19 protein-coding genes are annotated in these 20513 nt (G+C 70.8%); 12 read left to right on the top strand and 7 right to left on the bottom strand.

Features of this window, described 5'->3' with window-relative positions:
- Nucleotides 1–21 precede the first annotated feature (21 nt).
- The 4 genes from N7E59_RS04680 to N7E59_RS04665 all read left to right on the top strand — a co-directional run bounded on the left by N7E59_RS04680 (nt 22) and on the right by N7E59_RS04665 (nt 3644).
- Nucleotides 22–1065, top strand: coding sequence for a CPBP family intramembrane metalloprotease (locus N7E59_RS04680; RefSeq protein ID WP_261623757.1), 1044 nt, complete (start codon nt 22–24; stop codon nt 1063–1065).
- Nucleotides 1062–2411 carry an MATE family efflux transporter gene (locus tag N7E59_RS04675; protein ID WP_261623756.1) on the top strand — a complete coding sequence of 450 codons (1350 nt, stop codon included), beginning with the start codon at nt 1062–1064 and terminating at the stop codon, nt 2409–2411. The genes N7E59_RS04680 and N7E59_RS04675 overlap by 4 nt, the downstream gene beginning before the upstream one ends.
- 80 nt (nt 2412–2491) lie before the next feature.
- On the top strand, nt 2492–3049 hold the full coding sequence (locus N7E59_RS04670) for a hypothetical protein (protein WP_261623755.1): 558 nt from the start codon (nt 2492–2494) through the stop codon (nt 3047–3049).
- A 202-nt stretch (nt 3050–3251) separates the two neighbouring features.
- A complete protein-coding gene (locus N7E59_RS04665; protein ID WP_261623754.1) occupies nt 3252–3644 on the top strand; it encodes a hypothetical protein in 393 nt (130 codons plus the stop codon).
- Nucleotides 3645–3661: 17 nt separating this feature from the next.
- On the opposite strand, the gene N7E59_RS04660 is transcribed toward N7E59_RS04665, so the two are convergent.
- Together N7E59_RS04660 and N7E59_RS04655 are read right to left on the bottom strand one after the other, a co-directional pair.
- Nucleotides 3662–4516: a CGNR zinc finger domain-containing protein gene (locus tag N7E59_RS04660; RefSeq protein WP_261623753.1), complete on the bottom strand. Its 855-nt coding sequence runs from the start codon at nt 4514–4516 to the stop codon at nt 3662–3664.
- 186 nt (nt 4517–4702) lie between these two features.
- Entirely contained in the window at nt 4703–5284 is a 582-nt protein-coding gene (locus N7E59_RS04655) for an SRPBCC family protein (RefSeq protein WP_261623752.1), read from the bottom strand.
- Between the two features lie 147 nt (nt 5285–5431).
- On the opposite strand from N7E59_RS04655, the gene N7E59_RS04650 reads away from it, so the two are divergent.
- A complete protein-coding gene (locus N7E59_RS04650; RefSeq protein ID WP_261623751.1) occupies nt 5432–6688 on the top strand; it encodes a hypothetical protein in 1257 nt (418 codons plus the stop codon).
- Nucleotides 6689–6705: 17 nt separating this feature from the next.
- Nucleotides 6706–8259 carry a phytoene desaturase family protein gene (locus N7E59_RS04645; RefSeq protein ID WP_261623750.1) on the top strand — a complete coding sequence of 518 codons (1554 nt, stop codon included), beginning with the start codon at nt 6706–6708 and terminating at the stop codon, nt 8257–8259.
- Here N7E59_RS04645 and N7E59_RS04640 read toward each other — a convergent pair.
- Nucleotides 8243–9001, bottom strand: coding sequence for a LysE/ArgO family amino acid transporter (locus N7E59_RS04640; protein WP_261623749.1), 759 nt, complete (start codon nt 8999–9001; stop codon nt 8243–8245). The two genes, N7E59_RS04645 and N7E59_RS04640, sit on opposite strands and share 17 nt — an antisense overlap.
- A gap of 84 nt (nt 9002–9085) precedes the next feature.
- Here N7E59_RS04640 and N7E59_RS04635 point away from each other — a divergent pair, with 84 nt between their 5' ends.
- The 3 genes from N7E59_RS04635 (at nt 9086) to N7E59_RS04625 (ending at nt 12429) form a co-directional block, all read left to right on the top strand.
- A complete protein-coding gene (locus tag N7E59_RS04635) occupies nt 9086–9994 on the top strand; it encodes an ArgP/LysG family DNA-binding transcriptional regulator (RefSeq protein ID WP_261623748.1) in 909 nt (302 codons plus the stop codon).
- Between the two features lie 72 nt (nt 9995–10066).
- A complete protein-coding gene (locus N7E59_RS04630; RefSeq protein WP_261623747.1) occupies nt 10067–11167 on the top strand; it encodes an LLM class flavin-dependent oxidoreductase in 1101 nt (366 codons plus the stop codon).
- Between the two features lie 116 nt (nt 11168–11283).
- On the top strand, nt 11284–12429 hold the full coding sequence (locus N7E59_RS04625) for a hypothetical protein (RefSeq protein WP_261623746.1): 1146 nt from the start codon (nt 11284–11286) through the stop codon (nt 12427–12429).
- Nucleotides 12430–12528: 99 nt separating this feature from the next.
- Here the strand turns inward: N7E59_RS04625 and N7E59_RS04620 are convergent, their stop codons facing one another.
- From N7E59_RS04620 to N7E59_RS04605, 4 genes are all read right to left on the bottom strand, one after another.
- Nucleotides 12529–14229, bottom strand: a complete 1701-nt coding sequence (locus N7E59_RS04620; protein ID WP_261623872.1) for a flavin monoamine oxidase family protein — start codon at nt 14227–14229, stop codon at nt 12529–12531.
- A gap of 5 nt (nt 14230–14234) precedes the next feature.
- On the bottom strand, nt 14235–15236 hold the full coding sequence (gene speB / locus N7E59_RS04615) for an agmatinase (RefSeq protein ID WP_261623745.1): 1002 nt from the start codon (nt 15234–15236) through the stop codon (nt 14235–14237).
- Nucleotides 15237–15348: 112 nt separating this feature from the next.
- Nucleotides 15349–16197, bottom strand: a complete 849-nt coding sequence (locus tag N7E59_RS04610) for a nitrilase-related carbon-nitrogen hydrolase (protein WP_261623744.1) — start codon at nt 16195–16197, stop codon at nt 15349–15351.
- A gap of 42 nt (nt 16198–16239) precedes the next feature.
- A complete protein-coding gene (locus N7E59_RS04605) occupies nt 16240–17190 on the bottom strand; it encodes a DMT family transporter (protein WP_261623743.1) in 951 nt (316 codons plus the stop codon).
- A 122-nt stretch (nt 17191–17312) separates the two neighbouring features.
- Between N7E59_RS04605 and N7E59_RS04600 the strand changes: the two genes are divergently transcribed.
- From N7E59_RS04600 to N7E59_RS04590, 3 genes are all read left to right on the top strand, one after another.
- Nucleotides 17313–18779, top strand: coding sequence for a Mur ligase family protein (locus N7E59_RS04600; protein ID WP_261623742.1), 1467 nt, complete (start codon nt 17313–17315; stop codon nt 18777–18779).
- Between the two features lie 50 nt (nt 18780–18829).
- A complete protein-coding gene (locus tag N7E59_RS04595) occupies nt 18830–19837 on the top strand; it encodes a diacylglycerol/lipid kinase family protein (RefSeq protein WP_261623741.1) in 1008 nt (335 codons plus the stop codon).
- A gap of 319 nt (nt 19838–20156) precedes the next feature.
- Nucleotides 20157–20510 carry a YciI family protein gene (locus tag N7E59_RS04590; protein ID WP_261623740.1) on the top strand — a complete coding sequence of 118 codons (354 nt, stop codon included), beginning with the start codon at nt 20157–20159 and terminating at the stop codon, nt 20508–20510.
- Nucleotides 20511–20513: the final 3 nt, after the last annotated feature.

Here is a 20513-nt window from a genome sequence, read left to right as displayed (position 1 = left end):
GCAGGACTAGGCTGGGCGGTGATGACGATGCCTCCTCCTCAGTCGCCGCAGCCTCCGTACGGGCAGCAGCCTCCCTACGGCCAGCAGCTCCCGTACGGCTACCATCCGCCCTACCACCAGCAGCCGCAGGACGGGTCCGTCCCGCTATACGGTCCTGACGGAGCTCCTGCCCAGTATGGGCAGTACGGCCAGTACAACCCCTACGGCGGGTTCGGTCACTACGCACCTCCGCGGCGTCCGACGTTCCGTGAGCGCTTCCTCCCGGACGCCGAGCCGGGTCGGCTCAGCTGGTGGGACCTGGCGGCGACCCTGGTCTACCTGATCGGATTCACGCTCGGCATCATCCCGATGCTGGTCATGCTCACCCCCCTGGGGACGATGGCCCAGTCGGCCGACCCGGCCGATCAGGCGGTGGGCGGCTTCCTCACCAACATGGTCAGCTACCTGATCGTCGGCGTCGTCGTGGTGCTGGCCTGCTGGCGCCCCCTGGCACGCTCGGTGCGGGCCTTCCTCCCGCTGTGGTGGGCCAAGCTGCTCGTCATCCCCGTCATCTGGGTCACCGGCATCGTCTGCTCCGGCATCGCGGTCGGAGTGCTCGGCCTCTTCGGCATCGAACCTGAGGTGTCCCAGAACCAGCAGGACATCGAACTCATGCTCGCCCAGGTGCCGTTCCTCGCCTCGGCGTTCCTCATGGTCGTGCTCGCACCGCTGATGGAGGAGTACTTCTTCCGCCACCTGCTCATCGGCCGGCTCTCCCGATTCATCAATCGGTGGATCCTCGGTGCGGTCTCCGTGGTGCTGTTCGCCCTGATGCACGTCACCGTGGAGCTGATCGACCCGACGCAGACCTTCAACGTCGCCGCCGTCGTGCCCTACGTGATGATGGGCGTGGTCTTCGTGCTGGTCTACATCCTCAGCGGACGTTCGCTGCTCTACGCCTGGCTGGTCCACGCCTTCTTCAACCTCATGGCGTTGGTGATGCAGTACTTCGTGGTGCCGCGCCTCCAGGAGACCTTCCCCGAGCTGGACCAGACCGCCGCGCTGCTTCTGCTCCTGCTCGGATGACCACCTCCGGCAGCCGGACCCGGGACCCGCGTCCGCTCCCGCGTCAGATCCTCGCCCTGGCCGTCCCGGCGCTGGGGGCGCTGGTCGCCGAACCGGCGTTCCTGCTGGCCGACACCGTCATCATCGGACGACTGGGGGTCGAGGAGCTCGCCGGCGCCGCGCTGGGCATCACCGTGATGCAGACGGTCACCGGGCTGATGATCTTCCTGGCCTACTCCACGACGCCGGCCGTCGCCCGGTACATCGGCGCCGGGAAGATCGCACAGGCGTTGGCCGCCGGACGCGACGGACTGTGGCTCGCCGCGATCCTCGGCGTGGTCCTGTCCCTGCTGGGCCTGTTCGGGGGCGGAGCCCTGCTGCGCGCCATGGGAGGCACCGGGGCGGTGCACGGCTTCGCGTGGGACTACCTGCTGTGGTCGCTGCCGGGATTCGTCGGAATCCTGCTGGTCTTCGCCGCCACCGGGGTGCTGCGCGGGATGCAGGACACCAAGACCCCGCTGATCGTCGCCGCGGCGGGCTTCGGCGCGAACATCGTGCTCAACGTGGTCCTGGTCCACGGCGTGGGACTCGGTGTGGCCGGGGCGGCGATCGGCACCTCCGTCGCCCAGTGGGGGATGGCCCTGGTCTACCTGCGGATCCTGGTGCCCCGGCTGCGGGAGCAGGGCGTCGGACTGGGCCTGGACGGCGCCGGGCTGAAGGCGGCCTTCAGCGTCGGATGGTGGATGCTGCTGCGGACCGCCAGCCTCCGGGCGGCCATCCTGGCCACCGTGCTGGTCGCCACCGACCTCGGCGACGACGCCCTGGCCGCCCACCAGGTGACCTTCGTCGTCTTCTCCACCCTGGCGTTCGTGCTCGACGCCCTGGCCATCGCCGCCCAGGCGCTCATCGGCAAGGAGCTGGGCGCCTCGCGCCGGGAGACGGCCAGGACGCTCACCCGGGTGATGACGCTGTGGGGGATCGGATTCGGAGTGGTCACCGGCGCGGTGATCGCGCTCGCCGCCCCGTTCGGCGCCGGCCTGTTCACACCCGATGAGCAGGTGGCCTCGATGATCACCGCGGCCCTCTTCGTGGTCGCCGCCTCCCAGCCGATCGCCGGGTTCGTCTTCGTGCTCGACGGCGTGCTCATGGGCGCCGGAGACGTGCGGTACCTGGCCCTGGCCGGGATCCTGAACCTGGTGGTCTACCTGCCGGTGCTGTGGTGTATCGCCGACCGGTCGATGAGCGGCACGGAGGCGATCGTGTGGCTGTGGATCGGATTCGCCGTCGTGTTCATCGGTGCCCGCGCCCTGACCCTGGGCGTCCGGATCGCCGGCGACCGCTGGATGGTGCTCGGCGAGCAGAGGTGAGGGTCCACGCCCGGCTCGGGTCCGGTGCCGGCCGTCACACCCGGTCAGGCCGGCGGATCCGTGATGAGTAGAATCCCCGTGTGGCTGTGAAGAGAACCCCCGCCCCGACGGCCGAGGCCCTGATCCGGCCGGTCTGGGTCCGTGCCGTGGTGACCGCACTGTTCGCCGTCGTGGCGATCTTCTGGCAGGACGAGACGCTGACCCTGCTGAAGTTCTCGTTGGCGGCGTACTTCGTCATCGGAGCCTCCGCCGTCTGGGACTACGCCAAGGACGTCGGCGTCGTCCCCGACTCCGTGCGGGGCCCGCTGGCCTTCGGCGCGGCCGCCTGGGTGCTCTCCGGCGTGGCCGCGGTCTTCGTGGGCACGACGACGGCGGCCGCCGTGGTGGCCGCGGTGGGATTCCTGGCCATGGGCGTCGCCGAGCTCGTCGCCGGGATCCGAGGCCGCCGGGAGTTCGTCCCGGCACGCGACCAGATGGTGCTCGGCGGGGTGGGAGCGCTCACCGGCGTCGGACTGCTGGCCGGGATGGGGCTCGACGTCCACGGGGTGCTCGGCATGGCCGGCACCGGGGTCATCGTGATGGCGGTGCTGCTGCTGATCAGCGGTGCGGGGCTGGTCCACGACGCCAAGCGCGGCTGAGGGCGCCGCAGCTCGCGCGCCGTCCCTGAGCCTCTCCTGCGCCGTCGCACGGTCGGTCGGCCGTCGTCGGTCGTCACAGGGCCGCGACGGTTCGCCGGTGCTCAGGCGGACGGCGTAGACTGGCTCGGGCGCTCAGCGCGCCGCGCACGCTCCCCGATCGGGTGAGCGACCACTCGGGGACTCGAAAGGGACGAGGATTCTGTTGGCAGAGGACGAGAAGGAGCGGCGGTCTCTCATCGAGACCGTGAAGGCTCCGCTGATCTTCTCGGCCGCCCTCGGATTCGTGGCCGGGTTCGTCACACTCATCGCCGCCACCGGCGGGACCGATAACGAGGCTCGGCTGGATCTGGGGCTCATCGCCGGCGGCATCGCCTTCATCGTCTCGCTGCTCGTGGTCTCGATGCTGCAGCTGGCCTCCCGGGAGAACCCGGACCACCTCGCCCAGGGCTCGGGGGTCAACCGCGACTCGGAGGAGCTGTACCGACGGCAGGTGGCCGAGCGGCGTCGGAAGGCCGCTCAGAAGCGCGCCCAGGAGGCGCGAGAGTCAGGCGAGGACGAGCCCCAGTACGGGCGCCGCGCCGACCCGGAGGACTGACCGGGCGCAGCACGTGCTCACTTCGAGGACTTCTTCTCGGACTTCTTGCCGTCCTTCTTCTTCCCATCCTTCTTCTTGTCGGCCTTCTTCTTCTTTTTCTTCTTGTCCTTCTTCTTGTCCTGCTTGGCGCGGGAGTCCATCAGCTCGTCGCGCATGCGGCTGCGGAACTCCTTGGCCGCGACCGCCGACTCCGAAGTGGGCTCGTCGAGCTGCGCGGCCTTGTCCTTGGCGCTGGGCTTGGCCAGGCGCTCCTCGTCCGCCGGTGCGGACTTGTCGCTGCGTCGTGCCGCCTCCCGCTCGGCGGCCTTGCGGGCCCGGTAGGCGCGCACATGGGCCCGGTTCGCGCAGTTGCCGAAGTCGCAGAACAGCTTGGACCGGTTGCGGGTCAGGTCCACGATCTTCGCCTCACAGTCCTCGCCGCGGCAGGTGCGCAGCCGTGCCGACTCGTCGAGGATGACCAGCTGGGACAGCGCATAGGCGATCTGCGCGGTCATCACATCGGCCAGCTCACGGCTGACGGGCACCGGGGCGGCGTGGACCTCGGAGTCCCCGCCGTCACCCTCACCGGTGGTCAGGGTGAATCCGACGCCCTCGAGCAGACCGTTCAGCGTCGTCAGGTCCTTCTCGGCGTCCAGCGGAGTCGCCGACCAGATAGCGTGCAGGGTGTCTCGAAGCGCGAGGACGCGTTCGAGCTGGGCCCGGTCGAGGCGTCCGACGGGCCACTGCTGGGCCTCCCGTTCGCCGACGAAGGAGCGCAGAGACTCGACGGTGGTGAGCTCGTCGGGGGAGGGGGATCCGCTGCGGGCCCCCTCGGAGGTGTTGAGCAGATCGGCGGCGACGACCAGGGTGCGGTTCAGATCAGCGTGGAACAACGGCTCTCCTGAGAAGGTCGAGTGATCCGCCGGACTGCCACGTCGCAGGCCGGGGACGCACGGTGTGAAGATGCGACGACGGACGGGCCGTCAGCGCGTTCACCTGGGATTATTCCACCTTTCGGATGTCTGCACGACATCTCGCGTCGTATTCGGCACAGGTCCGAGTCCGGAATCGGTCCTGGGTCAGGCCGAGGGATCGGATTCGGACCAGTGATCGCGGATCTTCTGCAGCGAGGACTTGATGCCGTTGGCGTTGTCGGCCGGCACGCGCAGCAGCTCGAGCCCCCGACGGACCAGGTCGTGCTGACCGGAGGCATCGTAGCTCTCCGTCACCACCGTGGACCCGTCGTCGGTGGGGTCCAGCTCCCAGCGCCACTGATGACCGGCCGGGTGCCGCCACTCGACGACGCGGCCGTCCACCACCTCGGTCACGCGCATGGTCAGGGCGTACGGGATCCCGAACTTCCGCATGTCCACACGGAACCGATCGCCCTCATAGACCCGACGCGGTCCCACGGCGGTGTCGCGCACCGTGCCGGACCCGTCGAGCTCATGGTGACGGTGCGGGTCGACGATGATCTCGAAGAGCCTCTCGGCCCGCACCGGGACCGTCACCTGGTAGGCCACGGTGTGCGGCCCCCTGTTCAGTCGGCGGGGCTTGACCCCGGCATCGTGCTCGCGGCTCTGCTCAGTGCTGTGCTCGGCGTTGCGCTCGGCGTCGTGCCGGGCATCGTGCTCGGTGTGGTCTTCGCTGTGATCAACCATGGTCGCGAGTCTACGGAGGTCTGCTGGACATCGGCCCGACGTCGCCCGAGACTGCCGCGGTGGTCGTAGACTGAGTGACCGGTCGCCCGGGCCCCGCCGAGGCTCCGTGCGGCGGCCCCAGACGCATGCGAGGGGAGGACGGCGTCCATGGCAGAGAGCCCGGAGCGCGAGCGCGACCACTCTCGCGACCCCTCTCGCGACGACGGCCCGGGCGCCTCCCTCCGGCGCGACTCGGCGCGCCGCCTGGCCGCCTACGCCGCCGTGGAGGAGGCCGCCCACCCGGCCGTGCGGACCCCCGAGGAGATGATCAGCCGGGCGCGGCTGCAGGTCCTCATCGAATCGCGGGCCATCTGGAGCGCCATCGTCGGAGCCGCCTTCGGAGTCCTCCTCGGGCTCGTCGTCTTCCAGGACCACCGCCCGCCGCTGGCCGGCGACGAGTCCATCCAGTTCTACGGAGCCGTCGTCGGCGGGGTGGCCGCGGGACTCGCGTTCCTGCTGGGCTTCTCGCTGAACACCCGGATGGCGAACCTGTGGCTGGGACAGCGGCCGAAGCTGCGGCAGCTCGCCGACACCGTGGCGCTGCTGGTGGTCCACGCCTCCATCGCCGTGATGTTCTCCATCGGCATCTTCCGGCTGTTCCAGGAGGCGTTCATCGGGCTGACGGTGGACACCATCGCCGGTGCGGCGCTGCTGGGGATCGTCGGAGCCGCCGCCGCCTACTTCGCCTTCAACTCCGCCGCGCGGATCAGCGCCTTCAGCCTCTCCACCCTGCTGGCGGTCTTCATGATCTCCGGGATGCTCGTCTCGATGCTCTTCGCCGAGAACCCGTTCTGGTGGCACGTGATGTTCTCCGAGCTCGGCACCGGACAGGCGGGACTGACCTCGTTCTGGACGTTCAACACGACCCTGGTCGTCTCCGGGCTGATCATCACCACCCTGAGCGCCTTCATCACTCGGGACCTCGAGGTCTGGAACCGGTACCTGCGTGACGAGCACCGGGATCGCAACGTACTGATCCGGCACCTGACGCGCCCGCGGATCATGATGGTCCGGGTGATGATGATCGGCATGGGGCTGAGCCTGGCCGGCGTCGGGCTGGTGCCGATCACCGTGCACAACGAGATCCACTCGGCCTTCACCCTCGGCTTCGCCGGCTGCTTCCTCGCCCTGCTGCTCGGCATGCCGTACTGGCTGCCCGGATTCCCGCGCGCCTTCTACCTGGTCTCCTACCTGTGGGCCGGAGCGCTGATCATGTCGGGAGCCCTGTGGCGTCCCATCGGCTACTACAACCTCACCGCCCTGGAGCTCATCGCCGCCGCGATCCTGTTCTCCTGGCTCATCGTGTTCATCCGGAACATCGCCGCCCTGTCCGCCGGGTCCGTGACCGGCGGCCCGCAGAGCTGAGCAGGGATGATGGGTCCATGATGCCTCCGCAGCAGGACTCGGACCCTCATCCCGACCGTGCCCGACGCGCCGCAGTGGTCGGATCCGGCCCGAACGGGCTGACCGCCGCCTGCCGCCTGGCGCGGGCCGGCTGGGAGGTCACCGTCCACGAGGCCGCCGCCGAGCCCGGCGGCGCGCTGCGCTCCGGGCGGCTCTTCAGCTCCGACCCGACCGCGCTCAGCGACCTCGGAGCGAGCGTGCACCCCTTCGGCGCCGCCTCCCCGGCCTTCGGAGAGCTCGACCTCACCGCCCACGGACTCCGGTGGGCGCACCCTCAGGTGCCGCTGGCCCACGGGCTCGACGGGGCGCCGCCGGCGCTGCTCCACCACGAGCCGGACCGGACCGCCCGCGGGCTCGGAGACGACGGAGAGGCCTGGCGGCGGCTCATGTCTCCCCTGATCGGGTCCGGGGACGCCTCAGACCGGGGTCGGCGGCTGCTCGGCGCCGCGATGACCGCCCCGGGCCACCTGCTCCGCGACCCCGGCGGGCGGCTCAGCGCGGACCACATCGGAGCGCTGCTGCACCGCGCGCCCGAGGTCGTCTCGCCGCTGTCCCGGCTGGTCCGCCGATTCGACCAGGAACCCGCGCGGGCCCTGCTGGCCGGTGCGGCGGCCCACAGCACCGCGCCGTTGGGGCTGCCCGGCACCGCCGCCTTCGGACTGCTCTTCGCCCTGGCCGCCCACACCGTCGGCTGGCCGGTGGTCCGCGGGGGCTCCCAGGGCCTGGTCGACGCGCTGGTCTCCGCACTGCACGGAGCCGGCGGTGTCGTCCGCACCGGCGAGCCGGTGGACGACGTCGCCCGACTGCGCGCCGAGACCGGAGCCGACGTGGTGCTCTGCGACGTCACCCCTGCGCAGCTGCTGCGGATCGCCGGCGAGGAGATCGCCCCCCGGCTCCGCCCCCGTCTGCGGAGCTGGGAGCCGGGGCCCGGGATCGTGAAGCTCGACCTGCTGCTGGACGGGCCGATCCCCTGGCGGCACGCCGAGACGGCTCGGGCGGGCACGGTGCATCTGGGCGGAGGCCACGGGCAGATCATCGCCTCGGAGCGGGCCGTCTCGCGGGGGATCCTCCCCGCCCGGCCCTTCGTGCTGCTCGCCCAGCCCGCCGCGGCGGACGAGTCCCGCGCCGAGGCCGGACGCACCGTGTGCTGGTCGTACGCCCACGTGCCCGCCGGTCTGGAGGGAGTCGGCGTCGTGCGGGCCGCCCGGATGATCGAGCAGGAGATCGCGGCCCAGGCCCCGGGCCTGGCCGACCGGATCCTGGAGCGCAGGATCTGGTCGCCCGGGGAGCTGGAGCGGTGGAACCCGAACCTGGCGGGCGGCTCGCTCAGCGGCGGGGTGCCCACCCCGGGCCAGCTGGTGCGCCGGCCCGCCTCGCTGACCGCCCCCTACCGCATGGGTCGGGGTCTGTACCTGTGCTCGGCGTCGACCCCGCCCGGCGGCGGGGCGCACGGGATGTGCGGCTGGGGCGCGGCCGGTCAGGTCCTCGGCGACCTCGCCCGCGACGGTGGTCCGCTCAGAGCCCTCGGATGATCAGCAGCCCGGCGACCACGATCATCGTGACGCCGACGGCGACGTCGATTCCCTTCCACACGCGGGGGCTGGAGAGCCATCGGGAGAGCAGCGAGCCGCCGTAGAGCAGCAGCGTGAACCAGAGGAGCGAGGCGAGGGCGATGCCGGCGGCGAAGAGCCACCGGTCCGCGCCGAAGGAGTTCGCCATGGCGCCGAGGACGACCAGGGTGTCCACCCAGGCGTGCGGGTTGAGCATGCTCACGCTGATGCCCATCAGCACCACGGTCCGCACCGAAGACCTGCCGGGGTGCGTCGGGCGGCCGGCCCGTCGCCGCGTCTGAGTCTCGGCCCTGCCCCGAACGTTCCCGTCGGAGCCGGCGGCGGTCGCCTCGGAACCGACGGCGTCGACCACCGGCATCGATCCGGTGGCCAGCAGGGCGGCGTCGTCGGTGTCGACGTCGATCGTCAGCGTCTGGGCCTCCTGCGGACCGAAGGCGGCCCGGAAGGACCGGGCGGCGAACCACAGCAGGTAGGCCGCTCCCAGCCAGCGCAGGGCCTCCAGCAGCCACGGGGCGCCGTCGAGGATGATGCCCACCCCGGCGGTGCCCATCACCACGAGCGCGGTGTCGGCGACCCAGGACACCACGAGGGCCAGGCCCACGCGGTCACGACGGAGCCCCTGGCGCAGCTGCCAGGCGGACTGCGGTCCGACGGCGACGATGAGGGCCAGGCAGGTGATGAAGCCGGTGAGGATGATGGTCACACAGGCCATCCTGCGTCCCGCCGAAGCATCCGCACCAGCTCATGATCCTTCATCATATGAAGGATCGCTTCATATGATGGTCGGATGAACACCGAACACCTGCGGGCCTTCGTCACCGCCGTGGACGAGGGCACCTTCGACGCCGCGGCCGCACTGCTGCGGATCTCCGGCTCGGCGTTCTCCCAGAGGATCAAGGCGCTCGAGCGCGAGGTCGGTCAGGTGCTCCTCACCCGGACGGTCCCGGTCCGGGCGACGACCGCCGGTGCGGACCTGCTGCGGACGGCCCGGCAGATCGTGCTGCTCGAGGACGACGCGCGGCGCCGACTCGGGCTGCGAGCGGCCGGGGATCCGCAGGAGATCATCACGCTCTCGGCGGCGGTCAACGCGGACTCGCTGGCCACCTGGTTCATCGGTGTGCTGCGGGAGGCCGCGGCCTGGGACGACGTCGAGCTGCACGTGGTCTCGGAGGACCAGGGCCACACCCAGCAGCTGCTTCGATCGGGCACAGTGCTCGCCGCCGTCGCGGAGTCTCCGGCCCCGGTCTCCGGGTGCCGCTCCACGCGGCTGGGGACCATGCGCTACTGGCCTGTGGCCACCCGCGAGCTGGTCGATCGGAGCACCTCGGCGGGGGTCTCCGGCGGGGAGGGCGTCGCCGACCTCTCCCGGATGCCCCGTCTGGACTTCTCGGTCCGGGATCCGCTGCAGCGTGCGGGCCTGTCCCGCGTCGGGGTGGACCGGACGCCGGTGACCCATCTGATCCCGTCGGTGGAGGCCTACAACGCCTCGGTCTTCGGCGGTCTGGGGTGGGGGATGATCCCGGAGCGGATGATGCCCGACGGCGTGGTGGACGGGACGCACGAGGAGCTGACCGTGCTGGAGGAGATCGGGCCGGCCGAGTCGACCCTGTACTGGCAGCGGTGGACCACGGCCACACCGGCGCTGGACCGGCTGACCGAGGCGGTGCGCCGCGCGGCCGACCGGGGGCTGCGGTGATCCGGCCCGCCTCGGCAGAGTATCCTTCAAAATTGAAGGAATGTCGGACGGAGGTGTGGTGTTGTCTCAGGCATGACCGACACTGAGCACCCCCCGACCCGGCCGGCCCGATCCGACGAGCGCCACAGCGGACGCTTCGAGCTGGGCCTGCACACCTTCGGCGACGTCACCCGCGACCCCGACGGCCGCAGGCTCAGCCACCCGGAGGTGCTGCGGGACCTCCTGTCCCAGGCGCGGCTGGCCGACGAGGTCGGCGTCGACGTCTTCGGGGTCGGTGAGCACCACCGCCCCGACTTCGCCGTCTCGGCACCGGACATCGTGCTCTCGGCCATCGGTGCGGCCACCGAGCGCATCAAGCTCATCTCCGCGGTGACGGTGCTCTCCTCCGACGACCCCGTCCGGGTGTATCAGCGCTTCGCCACCCTCGACGGACTGACCGACGGGCGCGCCGAGGTGTCGCTGGGCCGCGGGTCCTTCGTCGAATCGTTCCCGCTGTTCGGCTATGAGCTCTCCGACTACGACCAGCTCTTCGAGGAGAAGACCGAGCTGTTCGCGGCCCTGCGACGTGAGGGGCCGGTCAGCTGGTCCGGTCGGACCCGCACGGGACTGAGCAGCCAGCGGATCTACCCGACCACCGACCACGAACACGGTCTGCCCACGTGGATCGCCGTCGGCGGCACCCCCAACTCGGCGGTGCGCGCCGCCCGGCACGGTGCGGGGCTCGAACTGGCCATCATCGGCGGGGCGCCGGAACGGTTCGCCCCGATCGCCGAGCTCTATCGTCGGGCGCTTCCGGAGTTCGGGCACACCGAGCCGAGGCGGGTGGCGGTGCACTCCCACGGGTTCGTCGCCGACTCCGATGAGGAGGCCGCAGAGACGTTCTACCCCGCCTGGGCCGAGGCCATGGGGCGGATCGGCCGGGAGCGCGGATGGGGCCGGGAGGACCCGCCGCGCAGCCAGTTCGACCAGGAGGTCGCACAGGGATCCCTCTACGTCGGGTCTCCGGAGACCGTGGCGCGGAAGATCGTCTCCACCTCCCGAGCGCTGGGGGCGACCCGCTTCGGCATGAAGTACGGCAACGCCTCCCTGTCCCATGAGGCGATGATGTCGGCGATCGACCTCTACGGCCGGAAGGTCGGCCCTCTGGTGCGGGAGATGCTCGACGAGGACTGAGCGTCCGCCGCCCTACGGTGCTCCGGCCGGACTCACCGGTCGGAGCATGACGGTACTGTGGAGTGTTCCGCCTCGTCAGAGGCACACCTCTGCGCACCGACCGACCGAGGGAGACCATGACCGACGAGCGGCGCACGGATTATCAGCGCACCGACGAGCAGCGCATCGACGACGAGTACGACACGGAGAATCAGGGGCAGACCGAGCGGCGGTCCGCCGCCGGCTCGATACGCACCGTCGCCATCTACTCGGACCCGGGTCGGACCTCCATGCTGGTGCGCAGGCTCCTCGACGAGCCGGCTGGGAGCTGGCGGCGGGACAGCGACGTGGTGCACCAGCAGATCCTGCTGCCGCTGACCTCCGACGGCTCGCTGGACCTGGACGCCGTCCAGCGGTGGGTGCGTGAGGATGAGAGCGACGTCGCCGTCGTCGTCACCGAGATCCCGCGGGTCGGTTCGGAGGGGCCGAAGTCCGTCGAGCTGGAGTTCGACCGTGGTCTCGCGGTGATCTCGCTGCCGGTCCTCGGACCTGTGGCGGTGAAGCGGTCCCTGCGCCGGGATCTGGACCGGGCGGTCGAATCGCTGGAGCACGATTCGGTCGACCAGGCGCGTGCCCGCGGCGGGCTCCCCTGCCGCGTGGAGCAGGACCGCGAGGACGGCTCGGTCTACGTCACCCCGAAGGTGACCTCACTGGGCAGGATCTGGACCACCCTCGGCGTCACAGCCTCCAACGAACCGCTGTGGTCGTTGGCCCGCCTGTCAGGGGTCTTCGCCGCCGCCTCGGCCACCGGGGCGTTCGGCATCTTCTACAACGCCATCTGGGACATGGCGAACACCATCTCGCCGCTGCGCCTGGGTTCGGTGACCGTCGCGGCGATCACGATCGTCATGGCCTGGCTGATCCTGAGCAACCGCCTGTGGGAGCGCCCGGGACGGGTGGGCGGCCGACGTCTGGCGATCATCTACAACGCCTCGACGGTGCTGAGCCTGCTGATCAGCATCACCGTGCTGTACGCGACGCTGTTCCTCGCGATCCTCGGGCTCTCGCTGGTGCTGATCGATCCGGAGTTCATGGGGGAGAACGTCGACGTCGACCACGCCGGGGAGTTCGTCAGCTACCTGCGCATCGCCTGGCTGGCCGCGTCGTTGGGGACCGTGGCCGGTGCCATCGGATCGAACTTCGACTCCGACGACGCGATCCGCAAGCTCACCCAGGGGAGCCGGGAGCTCGACCGCTACCCCCGCGACGAGGAGCAGGGCTGATCCCCAGCCCCCGCCGCGCCACCACCCCATCGAAGGAGAGAGTCTCGTGCCCGCATTCGGCGAGTCGCCACGAGATCTGCTCCCTCGACTGAGGGTGGGTCAGTCCAGGTCGACCGGCTTGAGGTCCTCCCACAGGTCACCGGGACCCGGGTTCTCCGGGGCGGAGGAGCCGCCCAGGTGGTCCATCACGCCCCAGACCGCGTTGAGCGCAGTGGTCACCGCGCCCTCGGCCCAGCCCGCAGTCCAGGAGATGTCGTCCCCGGCGAGGAAGATCCCCCGCTCGTGCTCCGGGAGGTCGCGCTGCACGAAGTGGCTGAACAGCCGCCGCTGGTATCGGTAGTGCCCGGGGAGGTTGTTCTTGAACGCCCCCATGAAGTTCGGGTCGGCCTCCCAGGACACCGTGATCGGCCGTCCCACGATGTGTGAGCCGATGTCCAGGTCGGGGTAGATCTTGTGCAGCGAGTGCAGCATCATCCGGCTGCGCTCGTCGGCGTCGAGCGCCAGCCACTTCAGGGCGTCGTCGTTCCAGGTGTACGACAGCAGGATCGACGCCGGACGGTCAGGGCCCTCATCGAGGAGGTAGGTGGCCCGCGGCAGCCGGTCGGTCAGCGTCATCGACATGCACGGCCGTCCCGTCCGGGGGTCCTCGTCCCGCCAGAACGGCCGGTCCACCATGACGAAGGTCTTCGAGGAGAGCATGTAGTGGCTCTTCTCCATCGCCCGCCACATCGGAGGGGCGAACAGCTCCTCCTCGGTGTCGATGCGGGCCGAGAGCAGCCAGGACTGGCAGGTGATCACCGCCGTGGGGAACTCCGAGACCCGGCCCCACTTCTCGGTGATCCGGATGCCTCCGGCCTGACCCCGATGGATCCCGGTCACTTCGCCCCGCGGGGCCCCGCCGTGCAGCGAGGCCAGCGTGGTGCCCGCCGGCCAGTGCGCCGTGTGCTCAGGGGCGTGTCGCCAGAGCCGCTCGGGCAGCTGCTGCGCCCCGCCGACGATGCTGCGGTGCCCGTCGTCGGCGTCGGTGAAGACGACGCGCAGGACCTCCAGGATCGAGTTGGTGAAGTCGGTGTCCCATCCGCCGGTGCCGAAGCCCACCTGACCGAAGGTCTCGATGTGCTCGAAGGAGAGTCGCCGGAACGCGTCCGTGGAGGCCATGAACCCGTAGAAGGACTCGTCGTCCAGCCGACGGACCATCTCGTCCCACAGCCGCTTCAGCCCGACCACGTCACGCCGGCGGATCGCGTCCTGCACGGCGTCGAGCTCGGCGTCCTGACGCAGCGCGTCCTTCCACGCCGCCGCCACCTCGCGGTAGAACCCCGGCAGCTGGTCGGGGGTCTCGGCGTAGATGGTCTCGCCGTTGAGGTCGATCACCGTCGACGGGGTCGCCTCGGTCAGCGGATTGGGGAACTCCCGGGTCTCGATGTCCAGCAGATCGATGTAGTGGTACAGCGCCCGCCCGGAGACCGGGAAGCGCATCCCGCCCAGATCGGCGATGATCTCCGGATTCGTGTCGAAGGCCTGGGACTTCAGCCGTCCGCCGATGGTTCCGGCCTCGAACACGACCGGCCGCAGCCCCATCTTCATCAGTTCGTAGGCGGCCACCAGGCCGGCCGCCCCGGCTCCGACGACGGCGACCTCGGTCCCGTGCGCGGCCTCGGGCACCGAACCCAGCCCGGCCGGGTGGGAGAGGTGGTGGTCGTAGCTGAACGGAAAGTCGGGGTTGAGCATCGTCAGGGGCGGTTCGCCCGCTTCGGCGCCGGAGGTGTCCAGGTCCTCGTCGTGCAGGGGTCCGGACATCGTCATCAGCGAGTACCCCCTTCGGTGCTGAGTCCCATCAGGGCGATCAGGTCATACACGACATGGGCGGCGGCGATTCCGGTCAGCTCGGCGTGGTCGTAGGCGGGGGAGACCTCGACGACGTCGGCGCCGACCAGATGCACTCCGCGCAGCCCGCGGAGCACGGCCAGCAGCTCCCGGCTGGTCATGCCCCCGGCCTCCGGGGTGCCGGTGCCCGGCGCGTGGGCGGGGTCGAGCACGTCGATGTCGATGGACAGGTAGGTCGGCCGGCCCCCGAGCACGGTGCGGATCTGCTCGACGACGTCGTCGACGCCGCGGCGCATGATCCCTTCGCAGGTGATGTGGGAGAAGCCGAAGCTCGCATCATCGTCGAGGTCCTTCTTCCCGTACAGCGGGCCGCGGGTGCCGACGTGCATGACCGCCTCGGTGTCGATCAGTCCCTCCTCGAAGGCCCGTCGGAAGGGCGTCCCGTGGGTGTAGGGCTGGCCGAAGTAGGTGTCCCAGGTGTCCAGGTGGGCGTCGAAGTGGATGAGCGCGACCCTGCCGTGGTGACGGTGGGCGTTGCGCAGCAGCGGCAGGGCGATGGTGTGGTCGCCGCCGATGGTCACGATGCGCGAACCGCGGGCCGTCAGCGCCGAGGCGGCCCGCTCCACGGTGCCCATGGCCTCTTCGACGTCGTACGGGTTGACCCCGACGTCTCCGGCGTCGGCGACCTGCTGCACTCCGAACGGGTCGGTGTCCAGCACCGGGTGGTACGGGCGCATCAGCCGAGAGGACTCGCGGACGTGGGTGGGGCCGAACCGGGCGCCCGAGCGGTAGGAGACGCCGGTGTCGAAGGGGACCCCCATCAGGGCGACGTCGGTGTGCTCCACCTCGTCGATGCGCGGCAGCCGGGCGAAGGTCGCCGGTCCGGCGAAGCGGGGCAGCTGGGTCGCGTCCACGGGACCGATGTGCCCGTCCTTCTCGATGCGGTCCGGGTTCGTCCAGAACAGGTCGTCACTACTCACAGGGCTCGGCCTCCTCGCCGGTCGGAGTGCGCAGCGCTGCGCCGTGCGCGTGGATCGAGCACGCCGGAGGGGCATGCTGACGGGCCCGTGTGTCCCGGGCCACTGCATCACCCTACCGCGGTGTCTCTCCGTGCTCCGCGGCCCACCGGCGGTAGAGCGACGGCCGCCTGTCCTCCAGGTACCAGGGCCCCTCGGGACGCTCACGGACCGGTGGCCCGTGCAGGGCGGGGCCGACCTCGGCGAAGAACACCCCGGTCCGTGTGCCGGCCGACACCAGCACCTGACCGCCCGGCCCGGCGACGAGGCTCTCACCGTCGAAATCCAGGCCCGCCTCCTCCCCGACGTGGTTCGCGTAGGCCACCGAGAGCAGGTTCTCCGCGGCGCGGGACGGGACCAGCAGACCGGTGACGGCGGGCGCCCCGGCCAGTGCGGTGGGCACGAGCACGACGTCGGCGCCGGCGGCGGCCAGGTGCCGCACGGTCTCGGGGAACTCGACGTCGTAGCAGACCAGCAGGCCGAATCGCAGACCCTCCCAGCGGATCACCGGGGGTGCTGAGGTGCCGGCGCGGAACGCCGCACGCTCCTCAGGCCCGAACAGGTGTGTCTTCTCGTACACGGCGCGTTCTATGCCGGCGTCGTCGACGAAGACCACGGTGATGGCCGGCTCCACGGAGGCGTCCGGGGAGACGGAGGCGGCGCTCGCGACGCCCGGCAGGCAGTGGACCAGGGCGATGCCGCGGGTCCGGGCGATCTCTGCCAGTCGGGTGCGTGCTGCGGTGATCCGATCCTCGGGGAGTCGGTCGCGGACGTCCTGCGGTGCGTAGCCGGTGGCGAACAGCTCCGGCGTGAGCAGCAGCTGGGCGGCGCCGGCCCGGGCCTTCCCGGCGGCGTCGTCGATGAGGTCGAGGTTGGCCTCCAGGTCCAGGGGGACCGCGGCCACCTGCAGCAGTGCGATGCGCATGTCCTCAGCCTCTCACTCCCCACTCTCGGGGGCGACGGGCCTTCAGGGAGGACCGGGGCGTCCCGACGGGGGTCGGCGACTCGGCGGCGGGAGCCGGGTCCGCACGGCCAGCGCGGCGCAGACGACGACGGCGATCGCGCCGGCCGCGGTGAGCCACGTGATGTGCTCCCCGAGCAGCAGCGCCGCCCAGACGAGGGTCATCACCGGTTGGACGAGCTGGATCTGGCTGACCTGCGCCATGGGGCCCACCGCCAGGCCGCGGTACCAGGCGAAGAAGCCGAGGTACATGCTGATCAGCGCCAGATAGGCGAAGCCCGCCCAGTGCACCGGCTGCGCCTCGACCGGGGGAGCCGTGACCAGGGAGCCGACGGTGAGCGCCGCCGTCACCGGCGTGCAGAGGACCAGGGCCCAGGAGATGGTCTGCCACGATCCCAGTTCTCGGCTCAGCAGGCCCCCTTCGGCGTAGCCCGCGGCCGCGGCGACCACAGCGCCCAGCAGGAGCAGGTCCGACCAGTTCAGGCCGTACAGCTCACCGCCGTGGAGCACGGCGAAGCCGACTCCCACCACCGCCCCCAGTGCGGCGAAGACCCAGAACCGCGGGGCGGGGCGCTCGCCGGTGCGCAGCACGGCGGCGGTCGCGGTGGCCGCCGGAAGTACGCCGATCACCACCGCGCCGTGGTTGGCCGAGGCGGTGGTCAGCGCCAGGGAGGTGAGCACGGGGAATCCGAGGACGATGCCGGCGGCGACCACCAGCAGCCGCATCGTCTGACGGCGCGAGGGGAGGGGCTGTCGGGTGATCAGCAGAACCGTCGCGGCGACCAGCCCGGCGACGAGGCCCCGTCCGGCGCCGATGAGCAGCGGTTCCAGCTCCTCGACGGCGATCCGGGTGAACGGCAGGGTGAAGGAGAAGGCCAGCACGCCGAGGAAGCCCCAGACGAGGCCGCCCGAGAGCAGGGTGCCTGTGCGGGAGGCGGAGGGGCGGCGGCTCGGCATGGCTCAGAGTAGCAGTGGGAGGTCCGACCGCCCTGTGCCGACTATCCTGGCCTGCGACCGTGATTCCGACGGTCGCGACGATCCCGACCCGGCCACCCTTCGACCGAGACACCAGGAGCCCCATGGACGTCCAGACCCTGCTCGCCGAGCTGCCCGCGTCGGTCGAGGTGGAGTACCGCGGGGACGAGACGGTGGACTTCGGCGGCATGGTCGCGATCCCGCGGTCGAAGGAGCGGCTGGGACGATTCGTCATCCTGGTGGACCGACGGTGGGGGAAGGTCAACATGGGCCGGTTCGTCGGCAGGGACCTCGACGCCTCTGAGCGGATCGCCCGGGCGTCGGGCTCCGGATCCCCGGGATTCCTCTGCACCCCCGAGACCGCCGAGGCTCAGGCCGAGGCGCTGCGCGGAGCGAACCTGTTCATCGCCGAGGACACTCTGGGGCTCGCGCTGCGGATCGCGGAGGTGATCCGGGACCGACGCGGCGACCGGCGGATCACGGCGGTGACCGGGTCGGCCGGCAAGTCCACGACCAAGGCCATGATCACCCACGCGCTGAAGGCCGTCGGACCGCAGTGGACGGTCGCCTCGCCGCCCAACCCGCAGAACGTGGGGGTCCATGTGGCGGCGCACCAGGCGCGTTCGGACCGCTACGACCACTCCGTGATCGAGGTCGCCGGCGGCACATTCATCAGTCTGCGACGACATGACTTCGTCCTCGCCGCCGACGTCGCAGTGCTGACCTCGATCTCCGAGGCGCATCTGAACTATCTGAAGAGCCTGGAGGGGGTGGCCCGGCAGAAGCGGCACATCTTCGACGGGCTGCCGGCCTCCGGGGTCGGCGCGGCCGTGGTGTGCCGCGACGCCCCCCATTCCGACATGCTCATCGACTACGCACGAGCCCAGGGTCGGACGGTCACCACCTATGGGGAGGCCGACGACGCCGACATCCGGCTGGTCGGCTACGACCCGACCGACGGGACGGTGCGTGCGGCGGTCGACGGTGAGCCGTTCGACTACCGGATCGGTGCTGAGGGGCGCCACATGGCGCTGAACTCACTCGCCGTCATCGCGGTGCTGCGGGCCCACGGCATCAGCACCTGGGAGGAGGGTGCGGCCTCGTTGGAGAGCTTCAGCGCCCTGTGGGGCCGGGGCATGGTCTCCGAGGTGACTCTGCCCGGTGAGCGTCGGGTGACGGTGATCGATGAGGCCTACAACGCGAATCCGCTCTCGATGGTGGCCTCGCTGGAGGCTCTGGCCGCGCGCAGCCCGGAGCGGGCCGGGCGACGCATCGCCGTGCTCGGTGACATCCGGGAGCTGGGGCGGGGGACGAACGCGATCCATCGTCGGATGGCCGACGACGTCGACGGCCTGGACCTGGACGTGCTGCACCTTTTCGGGCCCCGGATGCGCCGTCTGGCCGAGGGTCTGGGCGAGCGCGAGGCGACGACCCACTGGACGGACCGCGCGGAGCTCACCGACCACCTGCTGTCCGAGCTGCGCGACGGTGACGTCATACTCGTCAAGGGTTCCCAGGCCACCGGGCTCCACGCCCTGGTCAGCGCGCTCCTCGACGCCGCTCAGGGGTGATCCCCGCGGGAGTGGGGGAGATCGATGCCGGCGACCTCTACGATGTGCCCATGGATCGGACCGTGTCGGACGAGGTGGTCGGTGCTGCGGCGGACGAGGCGCCGCTGCGGCGTCGCGTCCTGGTCCTGCTGAACCCTCGCGCCGGACGTCGTCGGACTCTGGAGCGGGCCCGGCGGCGCATCGCCGAACACTCCAGCCTGTCGCTGGAGCTCATCGTCCCGGATCCGAGCGATCACGCCGCCCAGATGAGCCGTGCGCGGCGGGCCGTCGGGGAGGGGGTCGACGCCGTCGTCGTCCGCGGCGGTGATGGGATGGTCGGTGCCGGGTTCGCGCTCGCGGCCGAGGGTGCCGAGGGCGACCGAGCCGTCCCGCTGGGTGTGGTCCCGGCGGGGACCGGCAACGACTTCGCCCGGGCGGCCGGGTTGGCCCGTCATGATCCGCGGAAGGCGCTCGACGTGGTGCTCCGTGCTCTGGAGTCGCCGAGCATGAGCACCTCCGAGGTCGACGCGCTGCGGCTCCTCGTCACCGTCGACCAGGGGGTTCGGGAGGAGCGGTGGGTGGCGAACTCGGTCAACATCGGCTTCGACGCGCAGGTCAACCGCCGGGCGGAGGTCCTCCGCGTGCTGCCGGGTCCGTTGCGGTACCTCGCGGCCCTGCTCGTCGAGGTGCGCAGGTTCAGGCCGATCAGCTTCGACGTCGCCGTCGAGGACGCAGCGTTCCGGGCTCGCCGCTCAGCGCTGATCTGTGTGCAGAACGGTCCGACCATCGGCGGTGGGATACCACTCGCCCCGAGTGCCGACGTCGCCGACGGCCGGGCGGAGGTCTCCTTCGTGGATCCGCTCTCCCGAGCGGGGCTGATGGGCCTGTTCCCACTGGTGTACCTCCGGGCGCACCGGCTGATCCGCCCGCTGCGGACCTCTCGCGTCCGGGGACTGCGCGTCCGCGTGCCGGCCGGTGTGCCGATCTTCGCCGACGGCGAGGAGGTGCTCGGAGGGCAACATCGCGGCTGCGAGGTCGAAGTCGTCGTCGCCCCCGGTGCGGTGCGCCTCCTCCGCTGATCAGCCCACAGTCAGGCCTCATCCCCGCTGAAAGCGCCCCACTCCCATCCCCAACCCCGGTTGACTCTGGAGTTCGTGTCACTCTCAGCCTGAGATCGGGCTCAGAGCCGCACGAACTCCAGAGTCATCGGGACGGGGAGGAGCGGAAGGGACGGTCAGCCCACCGGTGACACCGCGCGGGATCCGGGTCAGACTCATCCTGACCGGATCGCGCAGATGATCTCGTCGAGCTGTCGATCTGCGGACCCGGACTTCGTCTACTGGGTGACCCGCCCATCCGGCCGGGTCCACGACCATCTCTCACGAGAGGACCGGAACCATGAAATACGTACTGCTGCTCATGGCGAACCTGACGGATGCCCGCTGCGGGGAAGAGTCGCCCGAAGCGCCGACCGTCGAGGAGTTCATGGCCTTCGACGCCGAACTGGAGGAGGCCGGAGTCCTCGCCGGGGGATTCGGACTCAGCGACCCCGAAGAGGGGACCATCGTCACGAAGAGGGACCGCGACGCCGAACCCGTGGTGACCTCCGGACCGTACGCGGAGAGCCGCGAGTTCGTCGGGGGCACGATCGTCATCGACGTGAAGGACCTCGACGAGGCGCTGCATTGGGCGGGCCGGTGTCCCGGTGCGGTCGGGGGCCGGGTGGAGATCCGCCCCATGCTCGAGTTCTGAGCT

The organism is Nesterenkonia marinintestina, assembly GCF_025420485.1.
Taxonomy (GTDB): domain Bacteria; phylum Actinomycetota; class Actinomycetes; order Actinomycetales; family Micrococcaceae; genus Nesterenkonia; species Nesterenkonia marinintestina.
The sequence above is the reverse complement of the archived record's forward strand: the minus strand, read 5'-3'. Positions and strand labels throughout refer to the sequence as shown.